At 59.8% G+C, this 25651-nt stretch carries 24 protein-coding genes, 1 tRNA gene and 1 rRNA gene; 13 read left to right on the plus strand and 13 right to left on the minus strand.

Features of this window, described 5'->3' with window-relative positions; genetic code table 11:
* Window positions 1-30 precede the first annotated feature (30 nt).
* A complete protein-coding gene (locus GTP45_RS26360) occupies window positions 31-567 on the plus strand; it encodes a DUF2058 domain-containing protein (RefSeq protein WP_229258652.1) in 537 nt (178 codons plus the stop codon).
* Between the two features lie 15 nt (window positions 568-582).
* Here GTP45_RS26360 and GTP45_RS26365 read toward each other — a convergent pair whose 3' ends face one another.
* Window positions 583-2592, minus strand: coding sequence for a DUF4910 domain-containing protein (locus GTP45_RS26365; protein ID WP_161016793.1), 2010 nt, complete (start codon window positions 2590-2592; stop codon window positions 583-585).
* Between the two features lie 102 nt (window positions 2593-2694).
* On the opposite strand from GTP45_RS26365, the gene GTP45_RS26370 reads away from it, so the two are divergent.
* A complete protein-coding gene (locus GTP45_RS26370) occupies window positions 2695-3837 on the plus strand; it encodes a branched-chain amino acid ABC transporter substrate-binding protein (RefSeq protein ID WP_161016794.1) in 1143 nt (380 codons plus the stop codon).
* Here the strand turns inward: GTP45_RS26370 and GTP45_RS26375 are convergent, their stop codons facing one another.
* From GTP45_RS26375 to GTP45_RS26385, 3 genes are all read right to left on the minus strand, one after another.
* The gene (locus GTP45_RS26375; protein ID WP_161016795.1) at window positions 3838-4608 is read right to left on the minus strand and encodes a ParA family protein; all 771 of its coding nucleotides are present in this window, start codon (window positions 4606-4608) and stop codon (window positions 3838-3840) included.
* Between the two features lie 134 nt (window positions 4609-4742).
* Entirely contained in the window at window positions 4743-5984 is a 1242-nt protein-coding gene (locus tag GTP45_RS26380; protein WP_161016796.1) for a DUF4214 domain-containing protein, read from the minus strand.
* Between the two features lie 177 nt (window positions 5985-6161).
* Window positions 6162-6237, minus strand: a tRNA-Phe gene (locus GTP45_RS26385).
* Between the two features lie 77 nt (window positions 6238-6314).
* On the opposite strand from GTP45_RS26385, the gene GTP45_RS26390 reads away from it, so the two are divergent.
* The 7 genes from GTP45_RS26390 to GTP45_RS26420 all read left to right on the plus strand — a co-directional run bounded on the left by GTP45_RS26390 (window position 6315) and on the right by GTP45_RS26420 (window position 14718).
* A complete protein-coding gene (locus GTP45_RS26390; RefSeq protein ID WP_161016797.1) occupies window positions 6315-7535 on the plus strand; it encodes an FAD-dependent monooxygenase in 1221 nt (406 codons plus the stop codon).
* A 26-nt stretch (window positions 7536-7561) separates the two neighbouring features.
* On the plus strand, window positions 7562-8290 hold the full coding sequence (locus tag GTP45_RS26395) for a DsbC family protein (RefSeq protein ID WP_161016798.1): 729 nt from the start codon (window positions 7562-7564) through the stop codon (window positions 8288-8290).
* 29 nt (window positions 8291-8319) lie between these two features.
* Complete coding sequence (locus tag GTP45_RS26400) at window positions 8320-8778, plus strand: (2Fe-2S)-binding protein (RefSeq protein WP_161016799.1); 459 nt, start codon at window positions 8320-8322, stop codon at window positions 8776-8778.
* Window positions 8779-8791: 13 nt separating this feature from the next.
* Window positions 8792-11008 carry a xanthine dehydrogenase family protein molybdopterin-binding subunit gene (locus GTP45_RS26405; RefSeq protein ID WP_161016800.1) on the plus strand — a complete coding sequence of 739 codons (2217 nt, stop codon included), beginning with the start codon at window positions 8792-8794 and terminating at the stop codon, window positions 11006-11008.
* A gap of 5 nt (window positions 11009-11013) precedes the next feature.
* Window positions 11014-11580: a nucleotidyltransferase family protein gene (locus tag GTP45_RS26410; protein WP_161016801.1), complete on the plus strand. Its 567-nt coding sequence runs from the start codon at window positions 11014-11016 to the stop codon at window positions 11578-11580.
* Window positions 11577-13388 (plus strand): M61 family metallopeptidase, encoded by a 1812-nt coding sequence (locus GTP45_RS26415; protein ID WP_161016802.1) that lies wholly within the window; start codon window positions 11577-11579, stop codon window positions 13386-13388. Before GTP45_RS26410 ends, GTP45_RS26415 begins: the two co-directional genes overlap by 4 nt.
* 136 nt (window positions 13389-13524) lie before the next feature.
* Window positions 13525-14718, plus strand: coding sequence for a GGDEF domain-containing protein (locus GTP45_RS26420; RefSeq protein WP_229258653.1), 1194 nt, complete (start codon window positions 13525-13527; stop codon window positions 14716-14718).
* Here the strand turns inward: GTP45_RS26420 and trpC are convergent.
* The 7 genes from trpC to rpe form a co-directional block, all read right to left on the minus strand.
* The gene (gene trpC, locus GTP45_RS26425) at window positions 14669-15469 is read right to left on the minus strand and encodes an indole-3-glycerol phosphate synthase TrpC (protein WP_161016803.1); all 801 of its coding nucleotides are present in this window, start codon (window positions 15467-15469) and stop codon (window positions 14669-14671) included. The two genes, GTP45_RS26420 and trpC, sit on opposite strands and share 50 nt — an antisense overlap.
* A 3-nt stretch (window positions 15470-15472) precedes the next feature.
* Entirely contained in the window at window positions 15473-16120 is a 648-nt protein-coding gene (locus GTP45_RS26430) for a LysE family translocator (RefSeq protein ID WP_161016804.1), read from the minus strand.
* A 2-nt stretch (window positions 16121-16122) separates the two neighbouring features.
* Window positions 16123-17160: an anthranilate phosphoribosyltransferase gene (trpD, locus tag GTP45_RS26435; protein WP_161016805.1), complete on the minus strand. Its 1038-nt coding sequence runs from the start codon at window positions 17158-17160 to the stop codon at window positions 16123-16125.
* A 17-nt stretch (window positions 17161-17177) separates the two neighbouring features.
* The gene (locus GTP45_RS26440; RefSeq protein ID WP_161016806.1) at window positions 17178-17741 is read right to left on the minus strand and encodes an anthranilate synthase component II; all 564 of its coding nucleotides are present in this window, start codon (window positions 17739-17741) and stop codon (window positions 17178-17180) included.
* 1 nt (window position 17742) lies between these two features.
* Window positions 17743-19239, minus strand: a complete 1497-nt coding sequence (gene trpE / locus GTP45_RS26445; protein WP_161016807.1) for an anthranilate synthase component I — start codon at window positions 19237-19239, stop codon at window positions 17743-17745.
* Window positions 19240-19438: 199 nt separating this feature from the next.
* On the minus strand, window positions 19439-20131 hold the full coding sequence (locus GTP45_RS26450) for a phosphoglycolate phosphatase (protein ID WP_161016808.1): 693 nt from the start codon (window positions 20129-20131) through the stop codon (window positions 19439-19441).
* Between the two features lie 4 nt (window positions 20132-20135).
* The gene (rpe, locus tag GTP45_RS26455) at window positions 20136-20801 is read right to left on the minus strand and encodes a ribulose-phosphate 3-epimerase (protein WP_092279599.1); all 666 of its coding nucleotides are present in this window, start codon (window positions 20799-20801) and stop codon (window positions 20136-20138) included.
* A 158-nt stretch (window positions 20802-20959) separates the two neighbouring features.
* Here rpe and apaG point away from each other — a divergent pair, with 158 nt between their 5' ends.
* Window positions 20960-21334, plus strand: coding sequence for a Co2+/Mg2+ efflux facilitator ApaG/CorD (apaG, locus tag GTP45_RS26460; RefSeq protein ID WP_161016809.1), 375 nt, complete (start codon window positions 20960-20962; stop codon window positions 21332-21334).
* 96 nt (window positions 21335-21430) lie between these two features.
* Window positions 21431-22654: a murein transglycosylase A gene (mltA, locus tag GTP45_RS26465; protein WP_161016810.1), complete on the plus strand. Its 1224-nt coding sequence runs from the start codon at window positions 21431-21433 to the stop codon at window positions 22652-22654.
* On the opposite strand, the gene GTP45_RS26470 is transcribed toward mltA, so the two are convergent.
* The gene (locus GTP45_RS26470; protein WP_161016811.1) at window positions 22651-23088 is read right to left on the minus strand and encodes a universal stress protein; all 438 of its coding nucleotides are present in this window, start codon (window positions 23086-23088) and stop codon (window positions 22651-22653) included. The two genes, mltA and GTP45_RS26470, sit on opposite strands and share 4 nt — an antisense overlap.
* Window positions 23089-23132: 44 nt before the next feature.
* The gene (locus tag GTP45_RS26475) at window positions 23133-24398 is read right to left on the minus strand and encodes an MFS transporter (RefSeq protein ID WP_161016837.1); all 1266 of its coding nucleotides are present in this window, start codon (window positions 24396-24398) and stop codon (window positions 23133-23135) included.
* Between the two features lie 78 nt (window positions 24399-24476).
* On the opposite strand from GTP45_RS26475, the gene GTP45_RS26480 reads away from it, so the two are divergent.
* Together GTP45_RS26480 and GTP45_RS26485 are read left to right on the plus strand one after the other, a co-directional pair.
* On the plus strand, window positions 24477-25253 hold the full coding sequence (locus tag GTP45_RS26480; RefSeq protein WP_161016812.1) for an enoyl-CoA hydratase: 777 nt from the start codon (window positions 24477-24479) through the stop codon (window positions 25251-25253).
* Window positions 25254-25539: 286 nt separating this feature from the next.
* Window positions 25540-25651, plus strand: a 16S ribosomal RNA gene (locus tag GTP45_RS26485); the annotation flags it as partial.

Here is a 25651-nt window from a genome sequence, read left to right on the forward strand (position 1 = left end):
CTATCGCCTTCGATAATAAGGAGTAGCATCATGGGACTGGCAGACCAGTTATTAAAAGCCGGCTTGGTCGACAAGAAAAAAGCGAAAGTCGTCCATCAGAACAAGAGCAAGCAGCAGAAGGACGACCGCCGCGCCGGTGTAGAAACGGTGGACGAGGCCAAGCTGGCCGCGCAGGAACTACAACGCGCGAATGCCGAGAAAGCGCGTCTGGCCAACGCTGAGCGCGACGCAGCCGCTCAGCAAAAAGCCATTTCCGCGCAGATTACGCAGATGGTGCAGCAGAATAAACAGAGTAAAGGTAACAACGGCGACATCGCCTACAACTTCACCTTCGGCACCAAGATTGAGCGCATTTACGTAACCAACGCGGTGCGCGAGCACTTGGTTGCTGGCCGCTTGGTCATCGTGGGCGAAGGCGGCGGCTACGAGCTAGTGCCGCGCGTGATCGCCGATAAAATCGCCGAGCGCAACGCGGACATCGTCGTGCGCGTCAAGCAGGCCAGCACTGAAGTCGATGAGGATGATCCATACGCCGACTTCAAGATCCCTGATGATTTGATGTGGTAAGCCGCATCACTTTCATTACTTCCACTGAATGATGCCGGCCGCCTCCAGCCGCTCAAAGTGAGCGGCCACCAGCGCTTGCGGCGTTGGTGCGTAGCGGCCGCTGAGGATGTCGCGGATGTCGCTGACGGTACGGCGGCCGTCTGCCAGATTCATCGCTTCATATAGCAGCAGTTCTGCATCGCCTTCGAACTCCGGCAGTGCAGCGGTTTTCACTCCGCGTACTTTCTCCATTTCTCCCACATGATCGTAGTAGTACACACTCAGCGGACCCTTGATCGCTGGCGACGGCAGTGGCACGCGCTGGTCGCGCTGCTGCGCGGCCGGTAGCGTCAATGCCGCTTGCTGCATCTTGAGCTGTTCCGTTAGCGGACGCGCGGCGGTTGCAATGGCGGGCCAGCGCTGCACCAGCGATTGCAGACTGCTGGCGTTCATTGACAGCGTTTCGCGGATCGCTAGTGCACCGTCGCGAGGATTGTCGCCCAGGGCGGCGCGCAGGCGGGCTTGCGCCAACTGCTGGTCGCCGGTGTAGCGGTTGATTGCCAGCAGACGCGGGGCTTCTGCGTCTGGCAGCGCCGCCAGCGTGTAGGCGATGCCGGCGCCGAGGTAGGTCACGCGTCCTAGTTTGGTGGCGTCGAGATTCTCCGGCTGGTCTTTGCTGGTGTGGATGGTGACGTCCGGCCAGTCGTGGAAGTACAGCATCGGCACGCCCCAGGCGGAGGATTGGAACACGTCATGGTCGCTGCCTAGTTCCACGTTGCGCGCGTCGGCAAGGAATAGGTCGCGTGAGCCGCCCGGCGTGACGAAGCCTGCGTAGCTGTCGCCGCCGCGCTCTGCGTACTGCGCCGAAGCGGTGCTTACTTCATCAAGGAAGGCCCGCCCGATATCGTTAAGGACGTGTGGCAGCGTTTGCGCGGTGCGCGATAGGTGGAAAGTGCTGTGCGTGGTGCCCAGCAGCGCGCCGACCATGTCCATGTGGATGCCGCCGACGATACGGCCTTGCAGTTCCGGATGGCGCGTCAGCCACGCTTGTGCGCCGGTGATTTCCGGCGTCCACAAAAAGCGAATGGTGAGGCGCGGCCGCGCGATGGCGCCGGATTCAATAGCGCGGCTCAGCGTGCGCGCCACTTGCAGAATGGCGGCGCTGCCGGAGGCGTTGTCATTGGCGCCGGCCGATTGATGGCACAGGTGCGCGGTGAGGATTACTTCGCCTGCGCTTGGATCGGAGCCGGGAATGGTGGCGCTGACCACGTCGAAATTGGCAGGCGTCATGCGGGCGCGTACTTGCGCGTGCAAGGTGATGGTTTCGCCGGCGCTTAAGCGCGTGCGGTAGCCATTAGCCTGCCGCTTGGACAGCATGAAGGCGAAGCGGTTCTCGGTTTGATACGGCGACAAATGGCCCCAGCGTACTAGGTCGGTATCGTCGCCTGACCATGCCGTGGTTTGATTCGGATAATCGGACAGGATGCCGAGCGCGCCGCGTTCTTCCACCGCCAGCTTGTGCACCAGCGCTAGCGGGCCGGATGCCAATACCAGTTTGCCTTTGATGTCTTTACCGTCGTAGTCCGTGGCCGCTGCGCCAGCGCCCACGTTGATCAGTTGCGCTTTGACGTTGGCGTTTTGGCTGTAGTCGGCAAGTGCTACCGGCAGATCAGGGAAGCGGGCCACGGGGCGTGCTTGCGGCGATACTTCATCCAGTTGCGCATCCTGCGCATCCCAGCCAAGATAACTGCGGAAATGCGCGTACTGCGTTTTGCCGTCAGCGGGGAAGTGTTCTACTATGGCGTCGCGCAGGCCGGCGGCGCGGGCTTGATCTTGCACCCACTGTGCCGCAGCCGCATAGCCAGGCGAACCGTGCACGCGATGGAAGCGGCCCAGCACGCGCACGCTTTCCAGTGCGGCTTGTCCGTCGACTGCGGCATGAATGGCGTCCGGCACGGCGTTCGGCCAGAAGGGTATATTGCGCTCGGCCGCCGTTGCGGCAGCGGCGGCGAAGAGGGCGGCGATCAACAACGGCAGCTTGGACAAGGCGGCTCCTGTGTGTGGATGTGTATTTTTTAATCTTGTCATAAACGCGCGATGCCTACAATGTTATGATCGTTCGGACATCCCCAATCTACGGAGCCGTGAATGACGCCTGCGCAACGCCTTCTTCCCTTATTGACCGTATTGGCATGGAGCGGCGCGGCGGCTGCGCAGGAGGTGGTGAAGATCGGCGTGGCGGGGCCGCTGTCCGGCGAAATTGCGCACTTGGGCAAAGCGATGGAGAACGGCGTGGCGCTGGCCATCGAGGACTTGAACGCCAAGGGCGTCACCATCGGCGGCAAGAAGGTGCTGTTCAAGATGCAGAGCGAGGATGACGCGGCCGATCCCAAGCAAGGCACGGCGGTGGCGCAGAAGCTGGTCGATGCGCGTGTGGCGGCGGTGATCGGCCACGCCAACTCCGGCACCACGGTTCCTGCTTCGCGTATTTACAACGCAGCCGGAATTCCGCAGATTTCGCCGTCGGCCACCACGCCCGCTTACACCAAACAGAAATTCGCCGGCGCGATGCGGGTGGTTGCCAACGACAATATGCTTGGGAGTTCGCTGGGCCGCTATGCGGTCGAGCAGCTGGGGGCGCGCCGCATCGCCATCATTGATGACCGCTCGGCTTACGGGCAGGGCGTGGCCGATGAATTCGTCAAGAGCGCGCAGGCCCGCGTGCCGGGCATGAAAATGCTGGCGCGTGAATTTACCACGCCCAAGGCTACCGACTTTTCCACCATCCTGACCAGCATCCGCGCCAGGAAACCGGATTTGATTTTCTTCGGCGGCATGGACGCTACCGCCGGCGGCATCCTGCGCCAGATGAAGGCATTGGGCATCGAGGTGCGCTTGATGGGCGGCGATGGCATTTGCACCGAGGCCTTGCCGGCGCTGGCGGGGGAGGGCATGCGCGATGGCGCGGTGTTCTGCGCCGAAGCGGGCGGTGTCGATGCGGCGCATGAGAAAGCGGTCAACGACTTCATCGCGCGCTTCCACGCCAAATTCCACAGCGATATCCAGACTTACGCGCCGTATGCCTACGATGCGACCATGGCGGTGGCTGCGGCGATGCGTGCCGCCGGCTCCTACGATCCGGCCAAGTACCTGCCGGCACTGCGGCAGATTCAATATCCGGGCCTGACAGGCATCATCCAGTTCGACAGCAATGGCGATATCCGCGATGGCGCGATGACCGTCTCCACCTACAAGGGCGGCAAGAAGGCCAAGCTGGCCGTTCTGCGCTGATTAGCTGCCTTGCAGTTCGTGGTACAGCGCGAGGTATTCCTGGCTTAGTTTGTGGCTGCGGTCCAGGTGCACCATCGGCAGATTGCGCTCGTGCGATTCGCGGATGCGGATGGAACTCGATAGCTTGCTCGCGCAAACAGGCAGGCCTTCTTCCGTCAACTGCTCGACCATCCGCTGCGGCAGCAGGGCGCGCGGCTGGAATTGATTGACCACGATGCCTTCAATTTTCAGGTCGGCGTTGTGGTCGGCCTTAATTTCCTTGATGTTGTTAATCAGGGAGTAGAGGGCCTGGCGCGAGAAATCGTCGCAGTCGAAAGGAATCAGGCAGCTGTCGGCCGCAATCAGAGCGGACTGGCTGAAGAAGTTATAGGCGGGCGGCGTGTCGACGAAGATCTCGTCATATTCCTTGCTCAGATCCCGCAGCAAGTCGCGCAGCTTGTAGATCTTGTTGCGCGACTCCAGCTTCGATTGCAGATCACCGAGCTCGGAGTGGGCCACAATGATCGACAGGTTTTCAAACGGCGTCGGATGAACATAGTAGCCGGGCGCCTGTGCGAACATGCTGTAGCTGAGGACTTGTTCGAAATAGGCGCCAAGCGTGGGTACCGCCTCCTGCGCGGTCGCGCCCAGCACGTAGCGGCTGGAATTGCACTGAGGGTCGATATCGATCAAGAGCGTGCGCTTGCCTTGGCTCGCCGCGATGGCCGCCAGGTTCACCGCAATCGTCGATTTACCCACGCCACCTTTTTGATTGAAGATCACCCGTTTCATAGCGCGCCCATGTAATGATGAAATTACAACCATTCTAAAACAAACAGGGGCGAAGACGGCGCATTCATGAAACAAAATTCTTGGTAGATCTCGCTAGCGGACTACCTGCTGTGTTGTGGTGCGCCGTGAATGCGTCAGCCGACGTACGGCGTGTAGGCAAAGCCTTGACCGATGATGGTGGCCATCGCCGCCTGATTTTCCGCACTTTCGCTAATCTGCGCCAGCACCTCGGCTGCGGTGGAGGTGTGGTTGTTGAGCAGGCCGACCCAGAAATCGAAGCCGGATTTTTCCGGCGCGCGGTTCAGGATGTTCTCGTAGAATTTGTTGACCAGCTGCTCATTGGTCGGTGCGGCGCCGTAAGCCGCCAGGAACTCTTTTGAGGTCATGAAACCCTTGGCCGCATCAATCAGCGATGCGCCTTTGTCGAGAGCATTCATCCAGAAGCCCAGGCCACCGGCGTCGGGCGTGCGATGGAACGCGGCCTGATACAAACGGTAGGCCTGACCGCCGTTGCCATTGATATCGAGGGCAATGGCGCCATCCGAGAACGTCAGGCGCTCGAAGTGTTCGAGATAATTCACTCCTTCCGTGCCAGTTTTGTCGGTGACGATAGCGCTGGCGCCGGACAATGCGACGCTGAAGTCGGCCATTTTTCCGGTATAGCTGAGGGTATCGAGTCCGCTGCCGCCATCGGTGTGATAGCTGCCAGCACTGCTGTGGAAGGTGTCGTTGTTAGCGGTGCCTACCGGACTGACATTCACGGTAAGGGTTTTTTCTTTGCTGTCGAAGACGTCGGCCACTTTCAGCGTGAACGTGTCGGTGCCATAGAAGCCGGCGGCGGGCGTGTATTTCCATGCCGACGGATTGATGCTGTCGCCAAACACCACGCTGCCGTGCTGCGCGGCCGTCTTCAATGTGTAGGTCGGAGAAAAGAAGCTGTCCAGCGGATTGTAGGTGCCGGACGCGCTGCCGTCGGCCTGTAATGCCACGATTTCGCCTGGGGCGGCGATGATCGAAAAGTTATAGGCGGCGGGATCAGTGTAGGACTGCGCACTGCCGTTGATCTGAAGGCTAGTGATATCGGCGTTAAACGATCCTTTGCCGTTTGCATCGAACAGGAAGGTAGCGAACGGCTGGCTGGATGCCGGGAACAGACTGCCCGTGATTTTGACCGAACCGACTGAGCCGGCGTAGTCCGAGTTCAGGGTGGTGGAGGACGAACCGGAATAGCTGGCGCTGTTGAACTGTACGTTGGCGCCGGTGTAGTTGAATACCAGAGAGAAGGTAAAACTACCTGCCGGCAAATCCGTGCTGGAAAGGGCGAGGGCGATTTGACCGTTTGCAGTGGTCGATTGGGTGAACGAGATTGTTGCCATTAGTCTCTCAATGTTTCCTGTTTGAAAATATTGCATTGTAACAGCTAGCAATGTTTCAATATTCACCAATAATCACAGGGAACGCGTGAAAGGCGGGGAAAGGGCGGGATCGGGCACGAGGATTTTTTTACGCCGGAAAACAAAAAAGCCACCCGAAGGTGGCTTTTTCTGAATTCTTGGTGGCCCGGGGCGGAATCGAACCACCGACACAAGGATTTTCAATCCTCTGCTCTACCAACTGAGCTACCAGGCCAAGGAGCAGAATTATAGCATGTGGATTCCAAAGCGCAAGGGCCAATTTCCATTTCACACAAACGCTATAATGGCCGGATGAATAAGCCCACCTCTCCCGCAGCGCTGCGCGTGATCGAAAGTGATATTTGCATTGTTGGCAATGGCGCGATTGCCAAGACCGCTGCGCTGGGCCTCGCCCAAGCCGGCCTGAGTGTGACCCTGCTTGGCCCGCCGATGCCGCCGCCCGCGCCGGCCGCCGCCGATCCGGGCTGGGACGCACGCGTCTACGCACTGAATCACACCGCCTACAAACTGCTGTCCTCCCTCAAGGTGTGGGATGCACTCGATCACGCCCGCGTGGCGCCGGTCGATGCGATGATCGTGCAGGGCGACGGCCCTCACGCCGGCGGCTTGGCCTTCGACGCCTACGGCGCGCACGCCAACACACTGACGTGGATACTGGAAGACCGCAATCTCAATCAGGCGCTCGACGCCGCGCTGCGCTTCGCCCAGAACGTGAAGGTGGTCAGCGGCCGCGCCACCGGCTTGCTGCGCGCCCCCGATGGCGCCTCGGTGCATCTCGACGACGGTAGCGCCATCAAGGCCGCGCTGGTGGTCGGCGCCGACGGCGCGCAGTCGTGGGTGCGCGGCCAGTGCGATATCGGCCTCGATTACCGCAGCTATAACCAGCGCGCGGTGGTCTCCAATTTTGAATGCGAACTGCCGCACCACGGCGCGGCCTATCAATGGTTCACTGGCGCCGAAGGCATCGTGGCCTTGCTGCCGCTGCCAGGGAACAAGGTGTCGCTGGTGTGGTCGGCCCCTGAACAACTGGCCGACACGCTGCGCACCGAGTCGGCGCAGCAGATCGCCGAACGCCTGGCCGTCTACGCGCAAGAGAAGCTGGGCGCCTTGACGCCGCTGCAACCGGAGCTGGTGCGCGACTTCCCACTGCGCCTGATGCGCCCTCACACCATGATCGCGCCGCGCGTGGCGCTGATCGGCGACGCCGCCCACGTGGTGCACCCGCTGGCAGGCCATGGCATGAACCTTGGCTTTGCCGACGTGGCGCAATTGATCAAGACCCTGTCCGAACGCGAGTCCCATCGCGGCATCGGCGACGATCGCGTGCTGGCCCGCTACGAGCGCGCCCGCAAGGAAGATGTGCTTCTGATGCAGCTCACCACTGACGGTTTGGCGCGCCTGTTCGAGACCGATATTGAGCCGCTGCGCGTGGTTCGTAATTTCGGATTAAACTTGTTGGATAAATTACCTGTGCTGAAGCGCCGCCTTATCTCTCACGCGATGGGCAAGTAGTCAGCCGTTACCGGAGCAAAGTAGTTATGAGATTCAGTAAGTCCGTGTTGTTGTCCTTGTCCGTGCTGATGGCGTCCTGCGTCGGCGCAGAAAATCCACCTAGCACCGAGGCGATCAAGAAGCTGATCGAGCCGCGCCTGGGCGTTAACGTCAAGGTCGACTCGATCACCGAAACGCCGTACAAAGGCCTGTATGAAGTGCGCATTGGCACGGACATCCTGTACACCGACAAAACCGCCACGTATCTGCTCAACGGCCAGCTGTTTAATATCGTCACCAACACCAATCTGACCCGCGATCGCATCGACGAAATCACCAAGATCAAGTTCTCCGATCTGCCGCTGGATAAGGCGATCAAGACCGTCAAGGGCGACGGCTCGCGCGTGATCGCGGTGTTTGAAGATCCTAACTGCGGCTACTGCAAGCGCCTGCGCCAGACCACGCTGAAGGAAACCGATAACGTCACCATCTACACCTTCATGTACAACATCCTGTCGGATGATTCGTTTACCAAGTCGAAGAACATCTGGTGCTCGGCCGACCGCGGCAAGGCGTGGGATGACTGGATGATTAACGGTAAAGCCGCACCGGCTGCCGCCGAGTCCTGCGACTCGCCTAACGACGAAGTGCTGGCGCTGGGCCGCAAGCTGGGCGTGTCCGGCACGCCGGCCATCTTCTTTGCCGACGGTTCGCGTATTCCTGGCGCCATCGACACCAAGGCATTGGAAGCGAAGCTCAAAAAAGTAACGCAGTAATAACAACGCAGCGACAACAGGAGACTTGAATGATCACTTTGAACATCAACGGTAAAGATGTACAGGTAGACGCCGACCCTTCGACGCCCATCCTGTGGGCCTTGCGCGACAACCTGAATATGACCGGCACCAAATTCGGTTGCGGCATGGCGCTGTGCGGCGCCTGCACCGTGCACTTGGGTGGTCAGCCGATCCGCTCCTGCGTGACGCCGATTTCGGCCGCCGCCGGCCAGAAGATCACTACCATCGAAGCGATGGAGACCGACAAAGTCGGCAAGGCCGTGCAAGATGCGTGGGTCAAGATCGACGTACCGCAATGTGGCTACTGCCAGAGCGGCCAAATCATGAGCGCCACCGCGCTGCTGCGCACGAATAAAAATCCATCGGATGCCGATATCGACAACGCCATGAGCGGCAATATCTGCCGATGCGGCACGTATCAGCGCATCCGCGCCGCGATTAAAGACGCTGCTAAATCCATCGCCTGAGGAGGAGACCATTATGCGTATCGAATGGCTTAACCAAGGCATGATTGCCAGCGCTTCGGCATCGGGTATTTCGCGCCGCAGCTTTATGAAAGCGGGTGCCGCCGCAGCCGGTGGCTTTGTGCTGGGCTTCGTGGTGCCGGGCGCAGGACGCTTTGCGAATGCGCAGCAGCCGCCGGCCAAGGTGTATGAGCCGAACGCCTTCCTGCACATCGCGCCTGACAACCGCGTGACCGTGCAGGTCAACCGCCTGGAGTTCGGCCAAGGCGTGCAAACCGCGCTGCCGATGCTGATCGCGGAAGAGCTGGAGGCCGATTGGTCGCTGGTGAATGGCGCGCTGGCGCCGGCCGGTGACCAATACAAGGATCCGGCCTTTGGCATTCAAATCACCGGCGGCTCGGGCAGCGTGGCCCACTCGTTTATCCAGTACCGCGAAATCGGCGCCAAGGCGCGCGCGATGCTGATCGCCGCGGCAGCCGAGCAGTGGAAGGTGCCTGCCGATCAAATCAAAACCGTCAAAGGCACGCTGATTGGCCCGGCAGGCCAGAAGGCCACTTACGGTTCGCTGGCCGATGCGGCCATGAAGCAGCCGGTGCCCGCCACCGTCAAGCTCAAAGATCCGAAGGACTTCACCATCATCGGCAAGCCGGTCAAGCGCTTGGATGCAAAGGCCAAGTCGACCGGCAAGCAGCAATTCGGTATCGACTTCAAAGCGCCGGACAGCAAAGTCGCTGTGGTGGCGCGTCCACCGGTATTCGGCGCCAAGGTCGCCAAGTTCGACGCCAGCAAGGCCAAGGCCATCAAGGGCGTGATCGACGTGCTGGAAGTGAAAACGGATCGCGGCGGCAGCGGCGTGGTGGTGATTGCGGATGGCTACTGGCCAGCCAAATCTGGCCGCGAAGCGCTGGCTATCGATTGGGACACCAGCGGCGTCGAAAAAGTCAGCAGCGAGAAGCAGCTGGCCGAGTACAAGGCGCTGGCGCAAAAGCCCGGCAATCCGGTGCGCAAGGCCGATACCTCCAAGCTGGCCGGCGCGGCGAAGAAAATCTCCGCTGTCTATGAATTCCCGTATCTGGCGCACGCGCCGATGGAGCCACTGAACTGCGTGGTTGATCTGCGCAAGGACGGCTGCACCGTGTGGGCCGGCTCGCAATTCCAGACCGTCGATCAAGGCGCGATTGCCGCTACCGCCGGTTTGAAACCAGAGCAGGTAGTGTTGAACACCATGATGGCCGGTGGTGGCTTTGGCCGCCGCGCGGTGCCGACTTCCGACTATCTGGTTGAAGCGGTCAACATCGCCAAGGTGTGGCAGGCTGCAGGCCACAAGGAACCGGTCAAGGTAATCTGGAGCCGCGAGGACGATATCAAGGGCGGCTACTACCGTCCATCGCATGTGCACCGCGCCGATATCGGCGTCGATGCCAAGGGCGAGATCGTGGCGTGGGATCACGTGATTGTCGGCCAATCCATTGTCACCGGAACGCCGTTCGAGCCGATGATGGTGAAAGACGGTGTCGATGCGACCATGGTCGAAGGCATGGGCGAACCATATGAAGTGCCGCTAAACCTGAGCGCGCACTCCGTCAAGGCCAACGTGCCGGTGCTGTGGTGGCGTTCCGTCGGTTCAACCCACACCGCGTTTGTGATGGAAACCCTGATCGACGAAGCCGCGCATGCGGCCAAGATGGATCCGGTGGCTTATCGCAAAAAGCTGATGGGCGAGAAGGGCAAGCGCCACGTGGCAGCGCTGGATCTGGCGGTCGCCAAGTCGGGCTATGGCAAGAAGGCTTTGCCTAAAGGCCAAGCTTATGGTGTGGCGGTGCATGAATCGTTCAATACGGTGATCGCCTACGTAGTGGTAGCCTCGGTGAAGAACGGCCAGCCAAAACTGCACAAGGTCACGGCCGGCGTCCACTGCAACACGGCGGTTAATCCGCTGACCATCGAAGCGCAGATTCAAGGCGCGGCGCTGATGGGCCTCGGCATGACCTTGCCGGGTGCTGCCATCACGCTGAAAGACGGCGTGGTGGAGCAGCAGAACTTCAGTGACTATGTGGTGGCGCGCATGACCGATATGCCGAAGATTGACGTGCACATCGTGCCATCGAACGATCCGCCAACCGGCATGGGTGAACCTGGCCTGCCGCCATTGGCGCCGGCCTTCGCCAACGCGCTGTTCAAATTGACCGGCAAGCGCCTGCGCAAGCTGCCGTTCGATTTGGCTAGCGCCTGAGCGGGATGGCCTTAACCGGCATCCTGCTTGCAGCCGGACGTGGTCGACGTTTCGACCCGTCCGGCGTTCAAAACAAACTGCTACAACAAATGGCGGACGGCGAAATCGTCGTCGCCGCCAGCGCCAGGAACATGCTGGCCGCGCTGCCGCGTGTGCTGGCCGTGGTGCGCGAAGGCGACGACACGGTCGCCGCGCTGCTGGGCAGCCTCGGTTGCGAAGTGCGCGTCTGCGCCACCGCCGATCTAGGCATGGCCGAATCCCTCATCACTGCAATCGAATACACCAAGGGCGCCGAAGGGTGGCTGATCGGCTTGGGCGACATGCCCCACGTTCAGCCGGACACCATGCGCGCATTGGCCGCTACAATAGAGCGTGGCGCGCACATCGCGGCGCCCGTGTTTGAAGGGCGGCGCGGTAATCCGGTCGCCTTTAGTTCATATCACCTGCCGTTGCTGCTGGCGCTGGAAGGCGACCAAGGGGGGCGCGCAATCTTAAAAAGCCACGCGGTAAGCGAAGTGGTGGTCGATGATGAAGGCGTGGTGCGCGACATCGACACAAAACAGGATCTATGATGAAAAAAAACCAAGCAGCTATCGCCTATACCATCGTCGGCCATGATCTGGCCGCGCACTTGTTCCACGTCTCGGTGACGGTGGCCGCGCCGGCGGAAGGCGGCCAGATTTTCGCGCTGCCCGCGTGGATCCCCGGCAGCTACATGATCCGTGAATTTTCGCGCAATATTGTGCGCATCCGCGCCGAGTCCAAGGGCGAGCCGGTCGAGCTGACCAAGCTGGATAAGCACTCGTGGCAGGCCGCGCCGCTGGCCGACCGCCGCGCATCGCTGACCGTGCACTACGAGGTGTACGCGTGGGATTTGTCGGTGCGCGCCGCGCATCTGGATCAGAACCACGGCTTCTTCAACGGCACCAGCGTGTTCCTGCGCGTGCTTGGCCAGGAAGAGCAGCCGCATGTGGTGGACATCCAGCGCCCGGATCACGAAGCTGCGCAAAACTGGCGCGTCGCCACTTCGCTGCCGGAGCTGAAAGCGAAACGTTACGGTTTTGGCACCTACATCGCCTCCAATTACGATGAACTGATCGACCATCCGGTGGAGCAGGGCGACTTTGCGCTGGCGACGTTCAAGGCGCACGGCGTACCGCACGACATCGTGATCACGGGCCGCGTGCCGAATCTGGATCTGGCGCGCCTGAGCGCCGACCTGAAAAAAATCTGCGAAACCCAGATCGCCTTCTTTGAGCCGAAGACCAAAAAAGCGCCGATGGACCGCTATGTGTTCATGACCATGGCGGTGGGCGATGGCTACGGCGGCCTGGAACACCGTGCCTCGACCGCGCTGATTTGCAACCGCAATGACCTGCCGACCACCTCGGCCAAGAACAAGGACATCAGCGACGGCTACCTGCAATACCTCGGCCTGTGCAGCCACGAGTATTTCCATACGTGGAATGTAAAGCGCATCAAGCCGGCCGCATTTGCACCGTATAACTTGCAGGTTGAAAACTATTCTCCGCTGCTGTGGCTGTTTGAAGGTTTCACCAGTTATTACGACGACTTAATGCTGGTGCGCGCTGGTCTGATTGCGGAGCCGGCTTATTTCAAATTGCTCGGTAAAACCGTGGGCAGCGTATTGCGCGGCAGCGGCCGTACCAAGCAAAGCGTGGCTGATTCGAGTTTTGACGCATGGGGTAAATATTATCGCCAGGATGAAAATGCGCCGAATGCGATTATTAGCTATTACACCAAGGGCTCTTTAATCGGCTTGGCACTGGATTTAAGTATTCGCGCTAAAACCGGCGGTGAAAAGTCGCTGGATGATGTCATGCGCACCTTGTGGCAGCGTTATGGCCGCGATTTTTACACTGGCGGTGGCCGTGGTGTTACGCCGGCCGAAGCCGAAGCCTTGTTTGATGAAATCAGCGGCGGTCGTTTTAAAGCCTTCTTTGATAAATATATACGCGGCACCGAAGATTTGCCACTGGCGAAATTGCTGGTTCCGTTCGGCGTTAAATATAACGACGAGCGTAAATCGTCCAAGCCGAGTTTCGATGCAAATCTGGGCCGCGATGGCAATGATTGCAAACTCTCCGCTGTTCATGAAAATGGCGCTGCGCACCGGGCTGGATTATCGGCTGGGGATATCTTGATTGCCGTGGATGGTCTGCGCATTACTGCTACCAACCTGGATAATCTGCTGTCGCGTTATTCCGTGGGCGATACCGTGGAAGTCCACGCCTTCCGCCGCGACGAGTTAATGACCTTTAATTTGACTCTGCAAGGCGACCGCATACCCGGCATCACCCTCACCCTGGAGCAGGCCGGCAAGAAGACGACTGGGCCGCTGCGACCGAGCGCAAGCTGATAAAAAAGGCCGCATCCCACCGATGCGGCCTTTTTTTTGCCAGTTTCATGCCAGTTTTTGGCATGTACTCGCCAATTTCTAGTGTGCGTCCCGCTTTATTTCCTCATTCCGGTTTTGTGGTTTAGAATCGGCGCAGATGAATTTGCCCGATCCCTCCACCATATTGCTGATGGCGACCCTGATGGCTACTGCCATGAGTGTCGTTCTGTACTCAGCTTATCTGAACTTCCCGAAAGAAATCCGCGGCTTGCGCGAGTGGGCGCTGGCGCTGGTATTGCTCGTGGGCGGTGTCGTGATATTCGCCCTGCATGGGAAGTCGGATATCCTGCTCCTGTTTTCCAATGTCGTTATGACCTGGGGATTGGGATTAATGATGATTGGCACCGAAAGGTTTTATGAAATAAAGCCATCCTGGAAGCTATTCCATTTAAGCTGGATATTAATTGTTGTGCTGCTTGGCTACTGGTTGTGGATTACGCCAGATTTTCTTACCCGTGTCGCGGTTTCCTCAGTGGTGGTATTTATCCTTCACACGCGCGCAATAGTTGTTATATTAAAAAACGGCGACCGTCATTTCTCCACGCTGTTTTTCGTCACATTAATGCTGATCGAATCCATTATGGTTGCGGTGCGCGGTATATTGGCGGTGACGAGTGATAGCGATGTTAATCTGCTTGGCACCGGTACATTCGCCAGTTTGTACTTGGCTACCGCGCATTTTATGACGTTGATGATGACGGTGGGTTTCATGACTGTTTGCACGCGGCGCCTGCAGGTAACACTGGAACGCCGATCAACGCTGGATCCATTAACCGAGGTATTAAACCGCCGTGGTTTCGCCGACATTTACGCCAAAGAGCATGCCTTGATGCGTCGCGAAGGCACTCTCATGACGATGCTGAATATCGACATCGATTACTTTAAAAATATTAACGACTGCCACGGCCACGCTGTCGGCGACCGTGTATTAATCGATGTGGCGCAGGTGATTACCAAGACCTTGCGCGCCTCCGACCACCTGGCGCGATTTGGCGGCGAGGAGTTCGTGGTGCTGCTGCCGGCCACCGGGCTGGATCGGGCGCTGCACATCACTGAGCGCATTCAGGCCGCCTTGCGCGAGCCGCGCCCCGGCATTCCGCCGTACACCGTCAGTTTCGGCGTGGCGTGCCAGACCAGCGCGGACGAAAGCCTTGATGGCATTCTGATCCGCGCCGACAAGGCGTTGTATTGCGCTAAGGAAAGAGGGCGCGACCGTTACGAGATCGCGCCGGAAGCGTCGCTCAGTCGAACAGGCGAGCCAGTTCGGCGCCCGGATCAGGCGCGCGCATAAACGCTTCGCCAACCAGGAAGGCGTGTACGTTCGCATCGCGCATGGTTTTCACGTCGGCCGGAGTCAAAATGCCGGATTCGGTGATGACCAGTTTCTCCGGCGGCATGCGATCCAGCAGATCAAGGGTGTTTGTCAGCGATACCTCGAACGTGCGCAGATTGCGGTTGTTCACGCCGACCAGCCTGGTTTTCAGCTTGAAGGCGGCGGTCAGTTCGTCGCCGTCGTGAGTTTCCACCAGCACGTCCATGCCCAATTCGTGGGCCACGGCTTCCATTTCCGCCATCAGGCCGTGATCGAGCGCCGACACAATGAGCAAAATCGCATCGGCGCCCATCGCGCGCGCTTCGTAGATTTGGTAGATGTCGACCATGAAGTCCTTGCGCAGCACCGGCAGCGCGCAGGCGCCGCGCGCTTGCTGCAAATACGCGACCGAACCCTGGAAGAACTGTTCGTCGGTCAGCACCGACAGGCACGCGGAGCCATTGGCCTCGTAGCTGGCGGCGATGTCAGCAGGGCGGAAGTCGGCGCGCAGCACGCCTTTCGACGGCGAAGCCTTCTTGATTTCGGTGATAACGCCTGCTTTGCCGGCGCTGATCTTGGCGCGCAGGCTGGCTTCAAAGCCGCGCAGGCCGGCGCGCAGTTCAGTGTTCGATTCCACCTCGTCGCGCAGGCTGGCAAAGCTGCGGTACTTTTTAGCGGCGGCCACTTCATCGGCTTTCACCGCGAGGATTTTGTTCAGAATGTCAGACATGATTTAGTGTTGCTCCGAGAGGGCAAGACGCACGCCGAGGGCCAGAAACAGGCCGCCCATGGTGCGGCTTAGCCACAGCGATACCAGCGGCTTGATGTTCAAGCGCGCGCTGGCAAAGGCCGTGAATAAGGCGAGGCCGTGGCAATACAGCATGCCGTTGAAATTAAAAATCGTCCCGAGGAGGATGAAGGCCAGCGGCTTGCTGCTGGAATCGGCCGAAATAAACTGCGGCACAAACGCCAGGAAGAACAGCGCCACTTTGGGATTCAGCACATTGGTCAGAAAACCTTGGAAGTAGATTTTGCGCCAGGCCAGCGGCTGGGCGGCGCGCGTTACAACTTCGCTGTCGTCGTTCTGGCCGCGCAGCTTGGCGCGCAGCATGCCGATGCCCATGTAGACGATGTACGCGGCGCCGACCCATTTCACCACCGTGAACGCCGCAGCGGACGTCGACAGCACGGCAGATAAGCCCAGCGCCGCCGCCAGCACATGCACCATGGTGCCGGTGCCGATACCCAGCGCGGCGGCCGAACCGGCGCGCCAGCCCTGCGTCGCGCTGCGCGTCATGATCAGCAGATTATCGGGGCCGGGCATGATGTTCAGCAGCAGGCCCGAGATGATAAACAGCGTCAGGTCATGAATGCCGAACATGCTCAATTCCCCTTGCCGAGGATTTGCGTGACTTCGATGAACTGATCGATCTTGCGCAGCGCCGCGCCGGAAGTAATCGCCTCGCGTGCGCGCTTCAAGCCATCTTCAATCGAGCTGGCCACACCGGCCGCATACAGCGCGGTGCCGGCGTTGAGCGAGACGATATCGTAAGCCGCACCCGGCTCGCCGCGCAGCGCTTCCATCATGCGCTGCTTGGATTCTGCCGCATCGGCCACTTTCAGATTGCGGCTGGCGATCATCTGCATGCCGAAATCTTCCGGGTGAATTTCATACTCGCGGATTTCGCCGTTAATCAGCTCACCAACCATGGTCGATGCGCCCAACGACACTTCATCCATATTGTCTTTGCCGTACACCACGATGGCATGCTGCGCCCCCAAGCGCTGCAACACGCGCACTTGAATGCCGACCAAGTCGGCGTGGAATACGCCCATCAGAATATTCGGTGCGCCGGCCGGATTGGTCAGCGGCCCGAGAATATTGAAGATGGAGCGCACGCCCAGTTCCTTGCGCACCGGCGCCACGTGCTTCATGGCGGCGTGGTGGTTAGGTGCGAACATGAAGCCGATGCCGGTCTGCGCGATCGACTGCGCAATCTGTTCCGGCTTCAAATTGATGTTCGCGCCCAGCGACTCAATCACGTCCGCGCTGCCCGAGGACGACGACACGCTACGGCCGCCATGCTTGGCCACGCGCGCACCTGCCGCCGCAGCCACGAACATCGAGGTGGTGGAGATATTAAAAGTGTGCGCGCCGTCGCCGCCGGTGCCGACGATGTCGAGCAGGCCAGTGGTATCGGCCATCGGCACCTTGGTGGAGAACTCGCGCATCACCGTCGCGGCGGCGGCAATTTCGCCGATGGTTTCTTTTTTCACGCGCAGGCCCATGGTCAGGGCGGCCACCATGACCGGCGACATTTCACCGGACATGATCTGGCGGAACAGGTGCAGCATCTCGTCGTGGAAAATCTCGCGGTGCTCAATGCAGCGCAGCAGTGCTTCTTGATGGGTGATAGGCATGGCTTATCCTTCTTTAATCAGCGTACGAGGAAGTTCTTCAACAGTTGATGGCCGTGTTCCGACAGGATGGACTCAGGGTGGAACTGCACGCCCTCGATGTCGTATTCCTTGTGCCGCACGCCCATGATTTCACCGTCGTCAGTCCATGCCGTCACTTCGAGGCAGGACGGCAGCGAGCTACGCTCGATAGCCAACGAGTGATACCGGATCACTGTGAAGGGGGAAGGCAAGTCCTTGAAGACGCCCACGCCCGTATGCGCGATTAAAGAAGTTTTGCCATGCATGACCTGCTTGGCGCGAATGACTTTGCCGCCGAACGCTTCGCCGATGGCCTGGTGGCCAAGGCATACGCCCAGGATCGGCTTCTTGCCGGCGAAGTGCTTGAGCACCTCGATAGAGATGCCAGCTTGCGCCGGATCTTTCGGCCCCGGCGAAATGCAGATGTGGTCAGGATTCAGCGCCTCGATCTCCGCGATGGTGATTTCATCATTGCGGTAGACGCGCACGTCTTCACCCAGCTCGCCGAAGTACTGCACGATGTTGTAGGTGAAGGAGTCGTAGTTGTCGATCATCAGCAGCATATTAGAACTCCCCATCCAGGCCATCTTGCACTTGCTCGGCGGCGCGCAGCACAGCGCGCGCTTTGTGTTCAGTTTCTTGATATTCCATTTCGGCGATGGAGTCGGCGACGATGCCGGCGGCGGCCTGCACGTACAGGTTGCCATCCTTGATCACGCCGGTGCGGATCGCAATCGCCACGTCCATCTCGCCGCCGAACGACAGGTAGCCGCAGGCGCCGCCGTAGATGCCGCGCTTGGAGATTTCCAGTTCGTCGATGATTTCCATCGCGCGCACTTTCGGCGCGCCGGTCAGCGTCCCAGCCGGGAAGGTGGCTCGCAGCACGTCCAGGTTGGACAGGCCGTCTTTCAGCTTGCCCTCAACGTTGGAGACGATGTGCTGCACGTGCGAGTATTTTTCGATGACCAGGCGGTCGGTCACTTTGACGCTGCCGATTTCCGAAATGCGGCCCAGGTCATTGCGCGCCAGGTCGATCAGCATCACGTGTTCGGCGATTTCCTTCTGGTCGGCCAGCAGTTCTTTCGCCAGCTCGGCGTCGCGCTCCGGCGTCGAACCGCGCGGGCGGGTGCCGGCGATAGGGCGCAGCGTGACTTTCTTCTGGCCGTCCGGCGCGGTCTCATTGCGGACCAAGATTTCCGGCGAGGCGCCGACGATCTGCATGTCGCCGAAATTGTAGAAGTACATATACGGCGACGGGTTCAGCGAACGCAGTGCTCGGTACAGGCTCAGTGGCGAATCGACGTAAGGCTTGCGGATGCGTTGGCCGATCTGTACTTGCATCAAGTCGCCGGCCAGCACGTATTCGTGGGCGCGGGCGACTGCTTTCAAATAATCTTCCTTGGCGAATTCGCGTACTGCTTCGGTGCGCACCGAGGCGGTAGCCACCGGCACTTCAACACCGCGGCGCAGCATGATGCGCAGGTCTTTCAGGCGCTGCTTCGCTTTGGAGTAGGACTCGGGCTGGGTAGTGTCGGCGTAGACGATCAGATACAGCTTGCCGGACAGGTTGTCGATGACCGCCAGTTCCTCGGTCACCATCAGCTGGATATCGGGCAGGCCCAGATCATCCTTAGGCTGCGACTTAGCCAGCGTTTTCTCGATATGGCGTACGGTGTCGTAGCCGAAGTAGCCGGCCAGGCCGCCGCAGAAACGCGGCATGCCGGGACGCACGGCGACTTTAAAGCGCTTCTGGTAAGCCTCAATGAAATCGAGCGGATTGCCTTCGTGCGTTTCGATGACGGCGCCGTTTTTGACGATCTCGGTGCGGTTGCCGAAAGTGCGCAGCAGGGTGCTGGCCGGCAGGCCGATAAAGGAGAAACGGCCGAAACGCTCGCCGCCCACCACCGACTCCAGCAAGAAGGTGTTCTTGCCGGCGTTCTGGCTCTGGGCCAGTTTCAGGTACAGCGTGAGCGGGGTTTCGAGATCGGCGAATGCTTCCGCGATCAGGGGAATACGGTTGTAGCCATCCGTGGCCAACGATTTGAATTCGAGTTCGGTCATGTGTTCTCTCCATGCGCTGGCCGAGGTGTGCCAGCGTAGTGGTGCATCAAAAAACCTGTCGCGCGCAAGCGGGCGGACGACAGCAATCAATTCGGCTTAGTTATGCCAGGATTGCCAGCGTCGCCACAGCCAGGCCTCAATCGAGCCTGGTTGGTTGACGATGTGTTTTTTGGTGAGAGACGACATGTTGGTCAGTTGTTCAGCTATTGGTGTGATGTGAACGAATCAGGCTAGCCGCTTCTAGCAGCGTGCCTACTATACCATCGGAATCGGTTTCGTGTATAGACTCTCCGTGGTTATAACCATATGGCACCGTCAGCACCGGGCAACCCGCTGCCCGCGCGGCTTGCGCGTCATTCGAGGAGTCGCCGATGGCTACCACTTGCGACGGCGGCAGATCGAAATCGGCGCATACCGTTTGCAGGGGGAGCGGGTCTGGTTTTTTGCGCGGCAGCGAGTCGCCGCCGTAAACCACTTCAAAGAATTCGCTCAGGCCTTTCAGTTTCAGCAGCGGCGTGGTGAAGCTGATAGGCTTGTTGGTCACGCAGGCGAGGCGCAGGCCTTGCGCTTTCATCGCGCTCAGGCCTTCAATCACTTGCGGGAACAAGGTGCTGTAATTACCGTTGATGCTTAAATAGTGGCGCTGGTAGGCGTCCATCGCTTGCGCAAACGCGGCCTCGATGCGGCTTTCGTCCCAATCGAGCGCCAATACGGAGCGGATCAGGTTTTCCGAGCCTTTGCCGACCATCAGGGCGATTTGCTCCTGCGTGATCGGGCCCAGGCCCAGTTCCGCGCGCATGCCGTTGATCGCGACGTGGAAGTCGGGAATCGTGTCCAGCATGGTGCCGTCGAGGTCTATGATTGCGGCGCGTACGCCTGCCAGCACGCTCATCGCCTTAGACCTTGGCCAGGTTGGCGCGCATGGCGTCGATGACGGCCTTGTAATCTGGCTGGCCGAAGATAGCGGAGCCGGCGACGAAGGTGTCCGCGCCGGCTGCTGCGGCAGCGGCGATGTTCTCGATCTTGATGCCGCCGTCTACTTCCAGCAAGATGTCGCGGCCGGATTCATCGATCAGGCGGCGTGCTTCAGCGATTTTCTTCAGCGCTTGCGGGATGAAGGACTGGCCGCCGAAGCCTGGGTTGACCGACATAATCAGGATCATGTCGATCTTGTCCATTACGTGTTCCAGGTAGCTCAGCGGTGTGGCCGGGTTGAACACCAGGCCGGCCTTGCAGCCGTGGTCGCGGATCAGTTGCAGCGAGCGGTCGATGTGATCAGACGCTTCCGGGTGGAAGGTGATGATGTTGGCGCCGGCCTTGGCAAAGTCCGGGATGATGCGGTCTACCGGCTTGACCATCAGGTGCACATCGATCGGCACATCCACGTGCGGACGGATCGCCTGGCACACCAGCGGGCCGATGGTCAGGTTAGGAACATAATGGTTGTCCATTACGTCAAAGTGGATGATGTCGGCGCCGGCCGAGACGACATTGCGGACTTCTTCACCCAGGCGGGCGAAATCGGCGGACAGGATGCTGGGAGCGATGCGGTAGGTGGTCATGGCGTTGGGCTTGCAATAAAAAAGATGCGCTATTTTACGCTGCTACGGCCGGCTATGCCCGTTTTCACCCGCGCCGTCCTTGCATAGTGGGCCAAATTGCGGTGCAATGGACGTCTGGCGATATACAATCGCCAAGCTTGCATATTAGAGGAATGTTGATGTCGAATTATGAATTTACCGTGTCGGTCAGAACCCAGTACCTGCCGGATCAGTCAGACCCGGAACGCACGAACTTTGTGTTCACGTACTCGATTACGATCAAAAATACCGGCACGGTGGCCGCGCAGCTGATCTCGCGCCACTGGATCATCACCGACGCCAACAATCACGTGGAAGAAGTGCGCGGACTGGGCGTGGTTGGCCATCAGCCGCTGCTGCAGCCGGGCGAGCAGTTTGAATACACCAGCGGCGCGGCGCTGCAAACCCAGCAAGGGTCGATGGTCGGCGAGTACTTCTGCGTGGCCGAGGACGGCCATCAGTTTGAAGTGAAAATCCCGGAATTCGTGCTGTCGCTGCCGCGCACGCTGCACTGATTACTTCTTACCCTTCATCGTCCACCAGACGATGAATACGAGCAGGAAGAAGGCCACGCCTGCTTCTACCATCAATAGCCACATAGTTATCCTTTTATGTCTCTCACGTCCCGTAGTCTACTCGTTCCGCTGAGCGCCGTCGCGCTGGCGTTGGCCGCTTGTACTTCCACGCCGCTGCCGCCGGAGAAGCCGGTTGAACCGCCGCCGGTGCAGCCGCAGCCGCCAGTCCAGCCAACGCCTCCCGTGCAGCCGGCGCCGCCAGTGCCGCCCAAACCGGCCGCGCTGCAAATGGTGCCGGCCACCTTCGCGGCGCTGCCAGGCTGGGACAAGGATGATTTGCGCGCCGCGTGGCCGGCGTTCACGTCCTCGTGCACGGTGCTGGTCAAGCAAGCGCTTTGGAAAGAGGCCTGCACCATCGCCCGCACTGTCAACGGCAATGATGAAAAGGCGATTCGCACTTTCTTTGAAGCCTTCCTGGAGCCGAACCAGGTGATCGCACCGGACGGCGCTACCGACGGCCTGATTACCGGCTACTACGAGCCGCTGCTGCACGGTTCCCGCAAAAAGGGCGGCGTGTACCAGACGCCTCTGTATAAAGTACCGGACGACATGGTCACCATCGAGCTGGCCAGCGTCTACCCGGAGCTGAAAGGCATGCGCCTGCGCGGCAAGGTGGTCGGCAAGAAGGTGATCCCTTATTCGACCCGTGCCGATATCGAATCGGCCAACTTCAGCGGCAAGGAACTGCTGTGGGTGGACGATCCGGTCGAATCGTTCTTCCTGCAGGTGCAGGGTTCGGGCCGTGTGCAGCTGAGCGAATCCGGTGAAACCGTGCGCGTGGCGTACGCCGACCAGAACGGCCATCCTTACAAGTCGATTGGCAAGTACCTGGTGGAGAAGGGTGAACTGACCCTGGAGCAGGCGTCGGCGCAGGGCATCAAGGCGTGGATCGCTGGTCACCCGACCCGCATGCAGGAGCTGTTTAACGTCAATCCGAGCTATGTGTTCTTTAAAGAGGAAAAGCTGCCGGATCCGAAAGTGGGCCCGAAAGGCTCGCTGGGCGTGCCGCTGACGCCGCAGCGCTCGGTCGCCATCGACGCTACCCAGCTGCCGCAGGGCGCGCCGGTGTTCCTGTCCACCACCCAGCCGAATAGCGACATTCCGCTGCAGCGGCTGGTCATGGCGCAGGATACGGGCGGCGCGATTCGCGGCGCCATCCGCGTCGACTACTTCTTCGGCTTCGGCGTGGAGGCGGCGGAGAATGCGGGCCGCATGAAGCAACGAGGCGCCATCTGGGTGCTGCTGCCGAAGAAGTTTTAACGCAGGACTAGAACGGGCAGCGTGGTGTGGGACAGCACGCGCTGCGTCTCGCTGCCCAAAAACAGTTTGTTCAGGCCCGTGCGTCCGTGCGAGGCCATCATAATCAAATCGCAGCCGTACTTCTTGGCGCCTTCCACAATCTCCTCGTAGGGATTAGGCGACATCGCGATCACTCCCTGAAATGGAATGCCAGCCGCGTTGGCGGCCAACGCCACCTTGTCGATATGATGGCGGGCGGCGTCTTGCATCTGCGTTTCGTAAGCTTCGGCGGTGACCATTGCGCCGCTGTCGCCGAGCGAGGGCATCAGCATAGGCTGAATTACCGTGAGCGCGACGATGCGGGCCTGGTGCAGCTTGGCGAAATCGACTGCGATGGCGGTAGCCTTGTCCGACAGCTCGGAGCCGTCGGTGGGCAGCATGATGGATTTGAACATGGCGGACTCCGTTGATTAAGCACTGGAGCCAGCCTACTGGCTAGTCAGCTTTTCTGGCGCACGGATGGCGACAGGGCCAACAGCAGCATCAGCACCACGCTGCCGGCGGCCACGCAGGCCAGGCCGGTGCGCACGTTGAAGTGTTCGCCGAGGTAGCCGGCCGTCAGCGCGCCCAGCGGCGCAATCGCCACCGTCAGGAAGCGCATGGTGGAGACCATGCGGCCCAAATACTCGTCCGGCGTGACCTTTTGGCGCATGGTGGTGTAGGGCATGAGGAACAGCATCACGCCGCAATCGAGGAAGAAGGACAGGGCGGCGCAGGCAATCGCGCTGGCCAGCGGATAGCCGAACAGATTCGCCGGAATCAGCGGATTAATAATGTAGGCGAAGGTGCACAGGCCTACGCCGGTCAGCATGGCGCCGGTGGCGCCGAAGCGCTGGGTCAGCGGCTTGAGCATGAGCGAGCTGGCCAGCACGCCGACGCCACCGATCATCTGCGCCACGCCCAGCATGCCAGGGCTCATGCCCAGTTCGCGGGTGGCAAAAATCACGTGCAGCGCGGCGAAACCGTAGAACAGCATATGCCACAGGCCCGAGGCCCAGGCCAGCGTGCGCAGCAGTGGTTGGCTCCAGATGAAGCGGAAACCATCCTGAATGTCGCGCAGCGGATGCTTATTGGACGGCGGCGGCTTGGGATCGTTGGCCTGTACATTGCGCAGCAGGAGGATAGAGACCACGAAGCCGAGCGCATTGAGGATCACCGCGTACGGCGCGGTCAGCCATTGAATCAGCACGCCAGCCATGCCCGGCGCCAGCAGGCGCGAGGCGGAATCGGTGGCGGCAAACTTGGATTGGGCGTCGGTCAGCTTGTCGCGGCCGATGAGATTAGTCAGGAACACTTGCTCCGCGCCGCCGCCCACCACGCCGCAGGCGCCGCTGATAAAGGACACAGCGTACAGCCATTGCACCGTCAGCACGCCCAGCCACCACGCCAGCGGGATGCTGCCCAGCGCCGCCGCCTGAATCGCCTTGCTTGCCAATAGAATAGGCAGCTTGCGGTTGCGGTCGAGGAAAACACCAGCCGGCAAAGCCAGTAGCGCGAACGGCAACGCGGCCGCCGCGCCCATCATGCCCATCTGCGCGGGCGAGGCTTTTAATAGCAGCACCGCGCACAGCGGAATCGCGAGGGCGCTGACGTAACTGCCAAAGCCGTTGAGGATGGCTGCTGACCAATAGCGGCGGAAATCGCCGTTGCGAAGAAGCTCGTCGCTGCGAAGGAAGTTAAAAATGGGACACTCATCAGTGCTAATTGCCGAATTTCAATCATACCAGCGCCGGGGATAGACGCTACAATCGATTAGTCATATTCCACATTGGAGGAGCAACCCATGCAGTACCAAGACCTGATCGTAGAAGTGCACGACAAAGTAGCCCTGATCCGTCTGAACCGTCCGAAGGCGCTGAATGCGCTGAACGACAATATGATGAACGAGCTGGGTGAGGCCTTATATAAGTTCGACGCCGACCCGGCCATCGGCTGCATCGTGCTGACCGGCAGCGAGAAAGCCTTTGCCGCCGGCGCCGATATCGCGGCCATGGTGGACTACAGCTATCCAGATACCTATCGCGACAACTACATCGGCCGCAACTGGGAGCACATCCTGCGCGTGCGCAAGCCGGTGATCGGCGCCGTGGCCGGCTTTGCGCTGGGCGGCGGCTGCGAACTGGCCATGATGTGCGACTTCCTGGTCGCGGCGGACAGCGCCAAGTTCGGCCAGCCGGAAATCAAGGTCGGCGTGGTGCCGGGCGCAGGCGGTACGCAGCGCCTGCCGCGCGCGATTGGTAAAGCCAAGGCCATGGACATGCTGCTGACCGCGCGCACCATTGATGCGGCAGAGGCCGAGCGCATCGGCCTGGTGTCGCGCGTGATCCCGGCGGATAAGCTGATCGAGGAAGTGCTGGCGATTGCCAAGCAGATCTCCTCGATGTCGACTTCGGTGGCGATGCAGATTAAAGACTCGGTCAACCGCGCCTTTGAAACCACGCTGTCGGAAGGCGTTACTTATGAGCGTCGTTTGTTCCAGGCTGCGTTCGGCACGCCTGCCCAGAAAGAAGGCATGCAAGCATTCCTGGAAAAGCGCTTGCCAAACTTCGAAGGTCTTTGATATGATTCTGTCCCTCGCAAGACAACGCAGACGCTGCAAAGCGGAAACGAAGAAAAGCGAGGGGTTGACGAGATGTACGAAACACTTCATAATCTCATCTCTCTGCTGCGAACAAAACGCTTCGCAGTGCAAGACAAGATCTTTAAAAATCAACAGTCGATAAGTGTGGGCATTTGGTGCTGCAACAAAAAAGCATTAAATGCTCAACAAGAAATAATACAGTAGTAATACTGTCAGTATTTTGAGTGAGCGAACCATCTCGGTAAAACGAGATAAAACAGAGATTAAACTAAAGAGTTTGATCCTGGCTCAGATTGAACGCTGGCGGCATGCCTTACACATGCAAGTCGAACGGCAGCACGGAGCTTGCTCTGGTGGCGAGTGGCGAACGGGTGAGT

This window comes from Duganella rivi (assembly GCF_009857435.1).
Classification (GTDB): Bacteria; Pseudomonadota; Gammaproteobacteria; order Burkholderiales; family Burkholderiaceae_D; genus Rugamonas; species Rugamonas rivi.

Excerpts from the sequence above, each read along its gene's own strand:
- GTP45_RS26360 (WP_229258652.1), top strand. The coding sequence starts at position 31 with ATGGGACTGGCAGACCAGTTATTAAAAGCCGGCTTGGTCGACAAGAAA.
- GTP45_RS26370 (WP_161016794.1), top strand. The coding sequence starts at position 2,695 with ATGACGCCTGCGCAACGCCTTCTTCCCTTATTGACCGTATTGGCATGG.
- GTP45_RS26375 (WP_161016795.1), bottom strand. The coding sequence starts at position 4,608 with ATGAAACGGGTGATCTTCAATCAAAAAGGTGGCGTGGGTAAATCGACG.
- GTP45_RS26380 (WP_161016796.1), bottom strand. The coding sequence starts at position 5,984 with ATGGCAACAATCTCGTTCACCCAATCGACCACTGCAAACGGTCAAATC.
- GTP45_RS26390 (WP_161016797.1), top strand. The coding sequence starts at position 6,315 with ATGAATAAGCCCACCTCTCCCGCAGCGCTGCGCGTGATCGAAAGTGAT.
- GTP45_RS26395 (WP_161016798.1), top strand. The coding sequence starts at position 7,562 with ATGAGATTCAGTAAGTCCGTGTTGTTGTCCTTGTCCGTGCTGATGGCG.
- GTP45_RS26400 (WP_161016799.1), top strand. The coding sequence starts at position 8,320 with ATGATCACTTTGAACATCAACGGTAAAGATGTACAGGTAGACGCCGAC.
- GTP45_RS26405 (WP_161016800.1), top strand. The coding sequence starts at position 8,792 with ATGCGTATCGAATGGCTTAACCAAGGCATGATTGCCAGCGCTTCGGCA.
- GTP45_RS26410 (WP_161016801.1), top strand. The coding sequence starts at position 11,014 with ATGGCCTTAACCGGCATCCTGCTTGCAGCCGGACGTGGTCGACGTTTC.
- GTP45_RS26415 (WP_161016802.1), top strand. The coding sequence starts at position 11,577 with ATGATGAAAAAAAACCAAGCAGCTATCGCCTATACCATCGTCGGCCAT.
- GTP45_RS26420 (WP_229258653.1), top strand. The coding sequence starts at position 13,525 with ATGAATTTGCCCGATCCCTCCACCATATTGCTGATGGCGACCCTGATG.
- trpC (WP_161016803.1), bottom strand. The coding sequence starts at position 15,469 with ATGTCTGACATTCTGAACAAAATCCTCGCGGTGAAAGCCGATGAAGTG.
- GTP45_RS26430 (WP_161016804.1), bottom strand. The coding sequence starts at position 16,120 with ATGTTCGGCATTCATGACCTGACGCTGTTTATCATCTCGGGCCTGCTG.
- trpD (WP_161016805.1), bottom strand. The coding sequence starts at position 17,160 with ATGCCTATCACCCATCAAGAAGCACTGCTGCGCTGCATTGAGCACCGC.
- GTP45_RS26440 (WP_161016806.1), bottom strand. The coding sequence starts at position 17,741 with ATGCTGCTGATGATCGACAACTACGACTCCTTCACCTACAACATCGTG.
- trpE (WP_161016807.1), bottom strand. The coding sequence starts at position 19,239 with ATGACCGAACTCGAATTCAAATCGTTGGCCACGGATGGCTACAACCGT.
- GTP45_RS26450 (WP_161016808.1), bottom strand. The coding sequence starts at position 20,131 with ATGAGCGTGCTGGCAGGCGTACGCGCCGCAATCATAGACCTCGACGGC.
- rpe (WP_092279599.1), bottom strand. The coding sequence starts at position 20,801 with ATGACCACCTACCGCATCGCTCCCAGCATCCTGTCCGCCGATTTCGCC.
- apaG (WP_161016809.1), top strand. The coding sequence starts at position 20,960 with ATGTCGAATTATGAATTTACCGTGTCGGTCAGAACCCAGTACCTGCCG.
- mltA (WP_161016810.1), top strand. The coding sequence starts at position 21,431 with ATGTCTCTCACGTCCCGTAGTCTACTCGTTCCGCTGAGCGCCGTCGCG.
- GTP45_RS26470 (WP_161016811.1), bottom strand. The coding sequence starts at position 23,088 with ATGTTCAAATCCATCATGCTGCCCACCGACGGCTCCGAGCTGTCGGAC.
- GTP45_RS26480 (WP_161016812.1), top strand. The coding sequence starts at position 24,477 with ATGCAGTACCAAGACCTGATCGTAGAAGTGCACGACAAAGTAGCCCTG.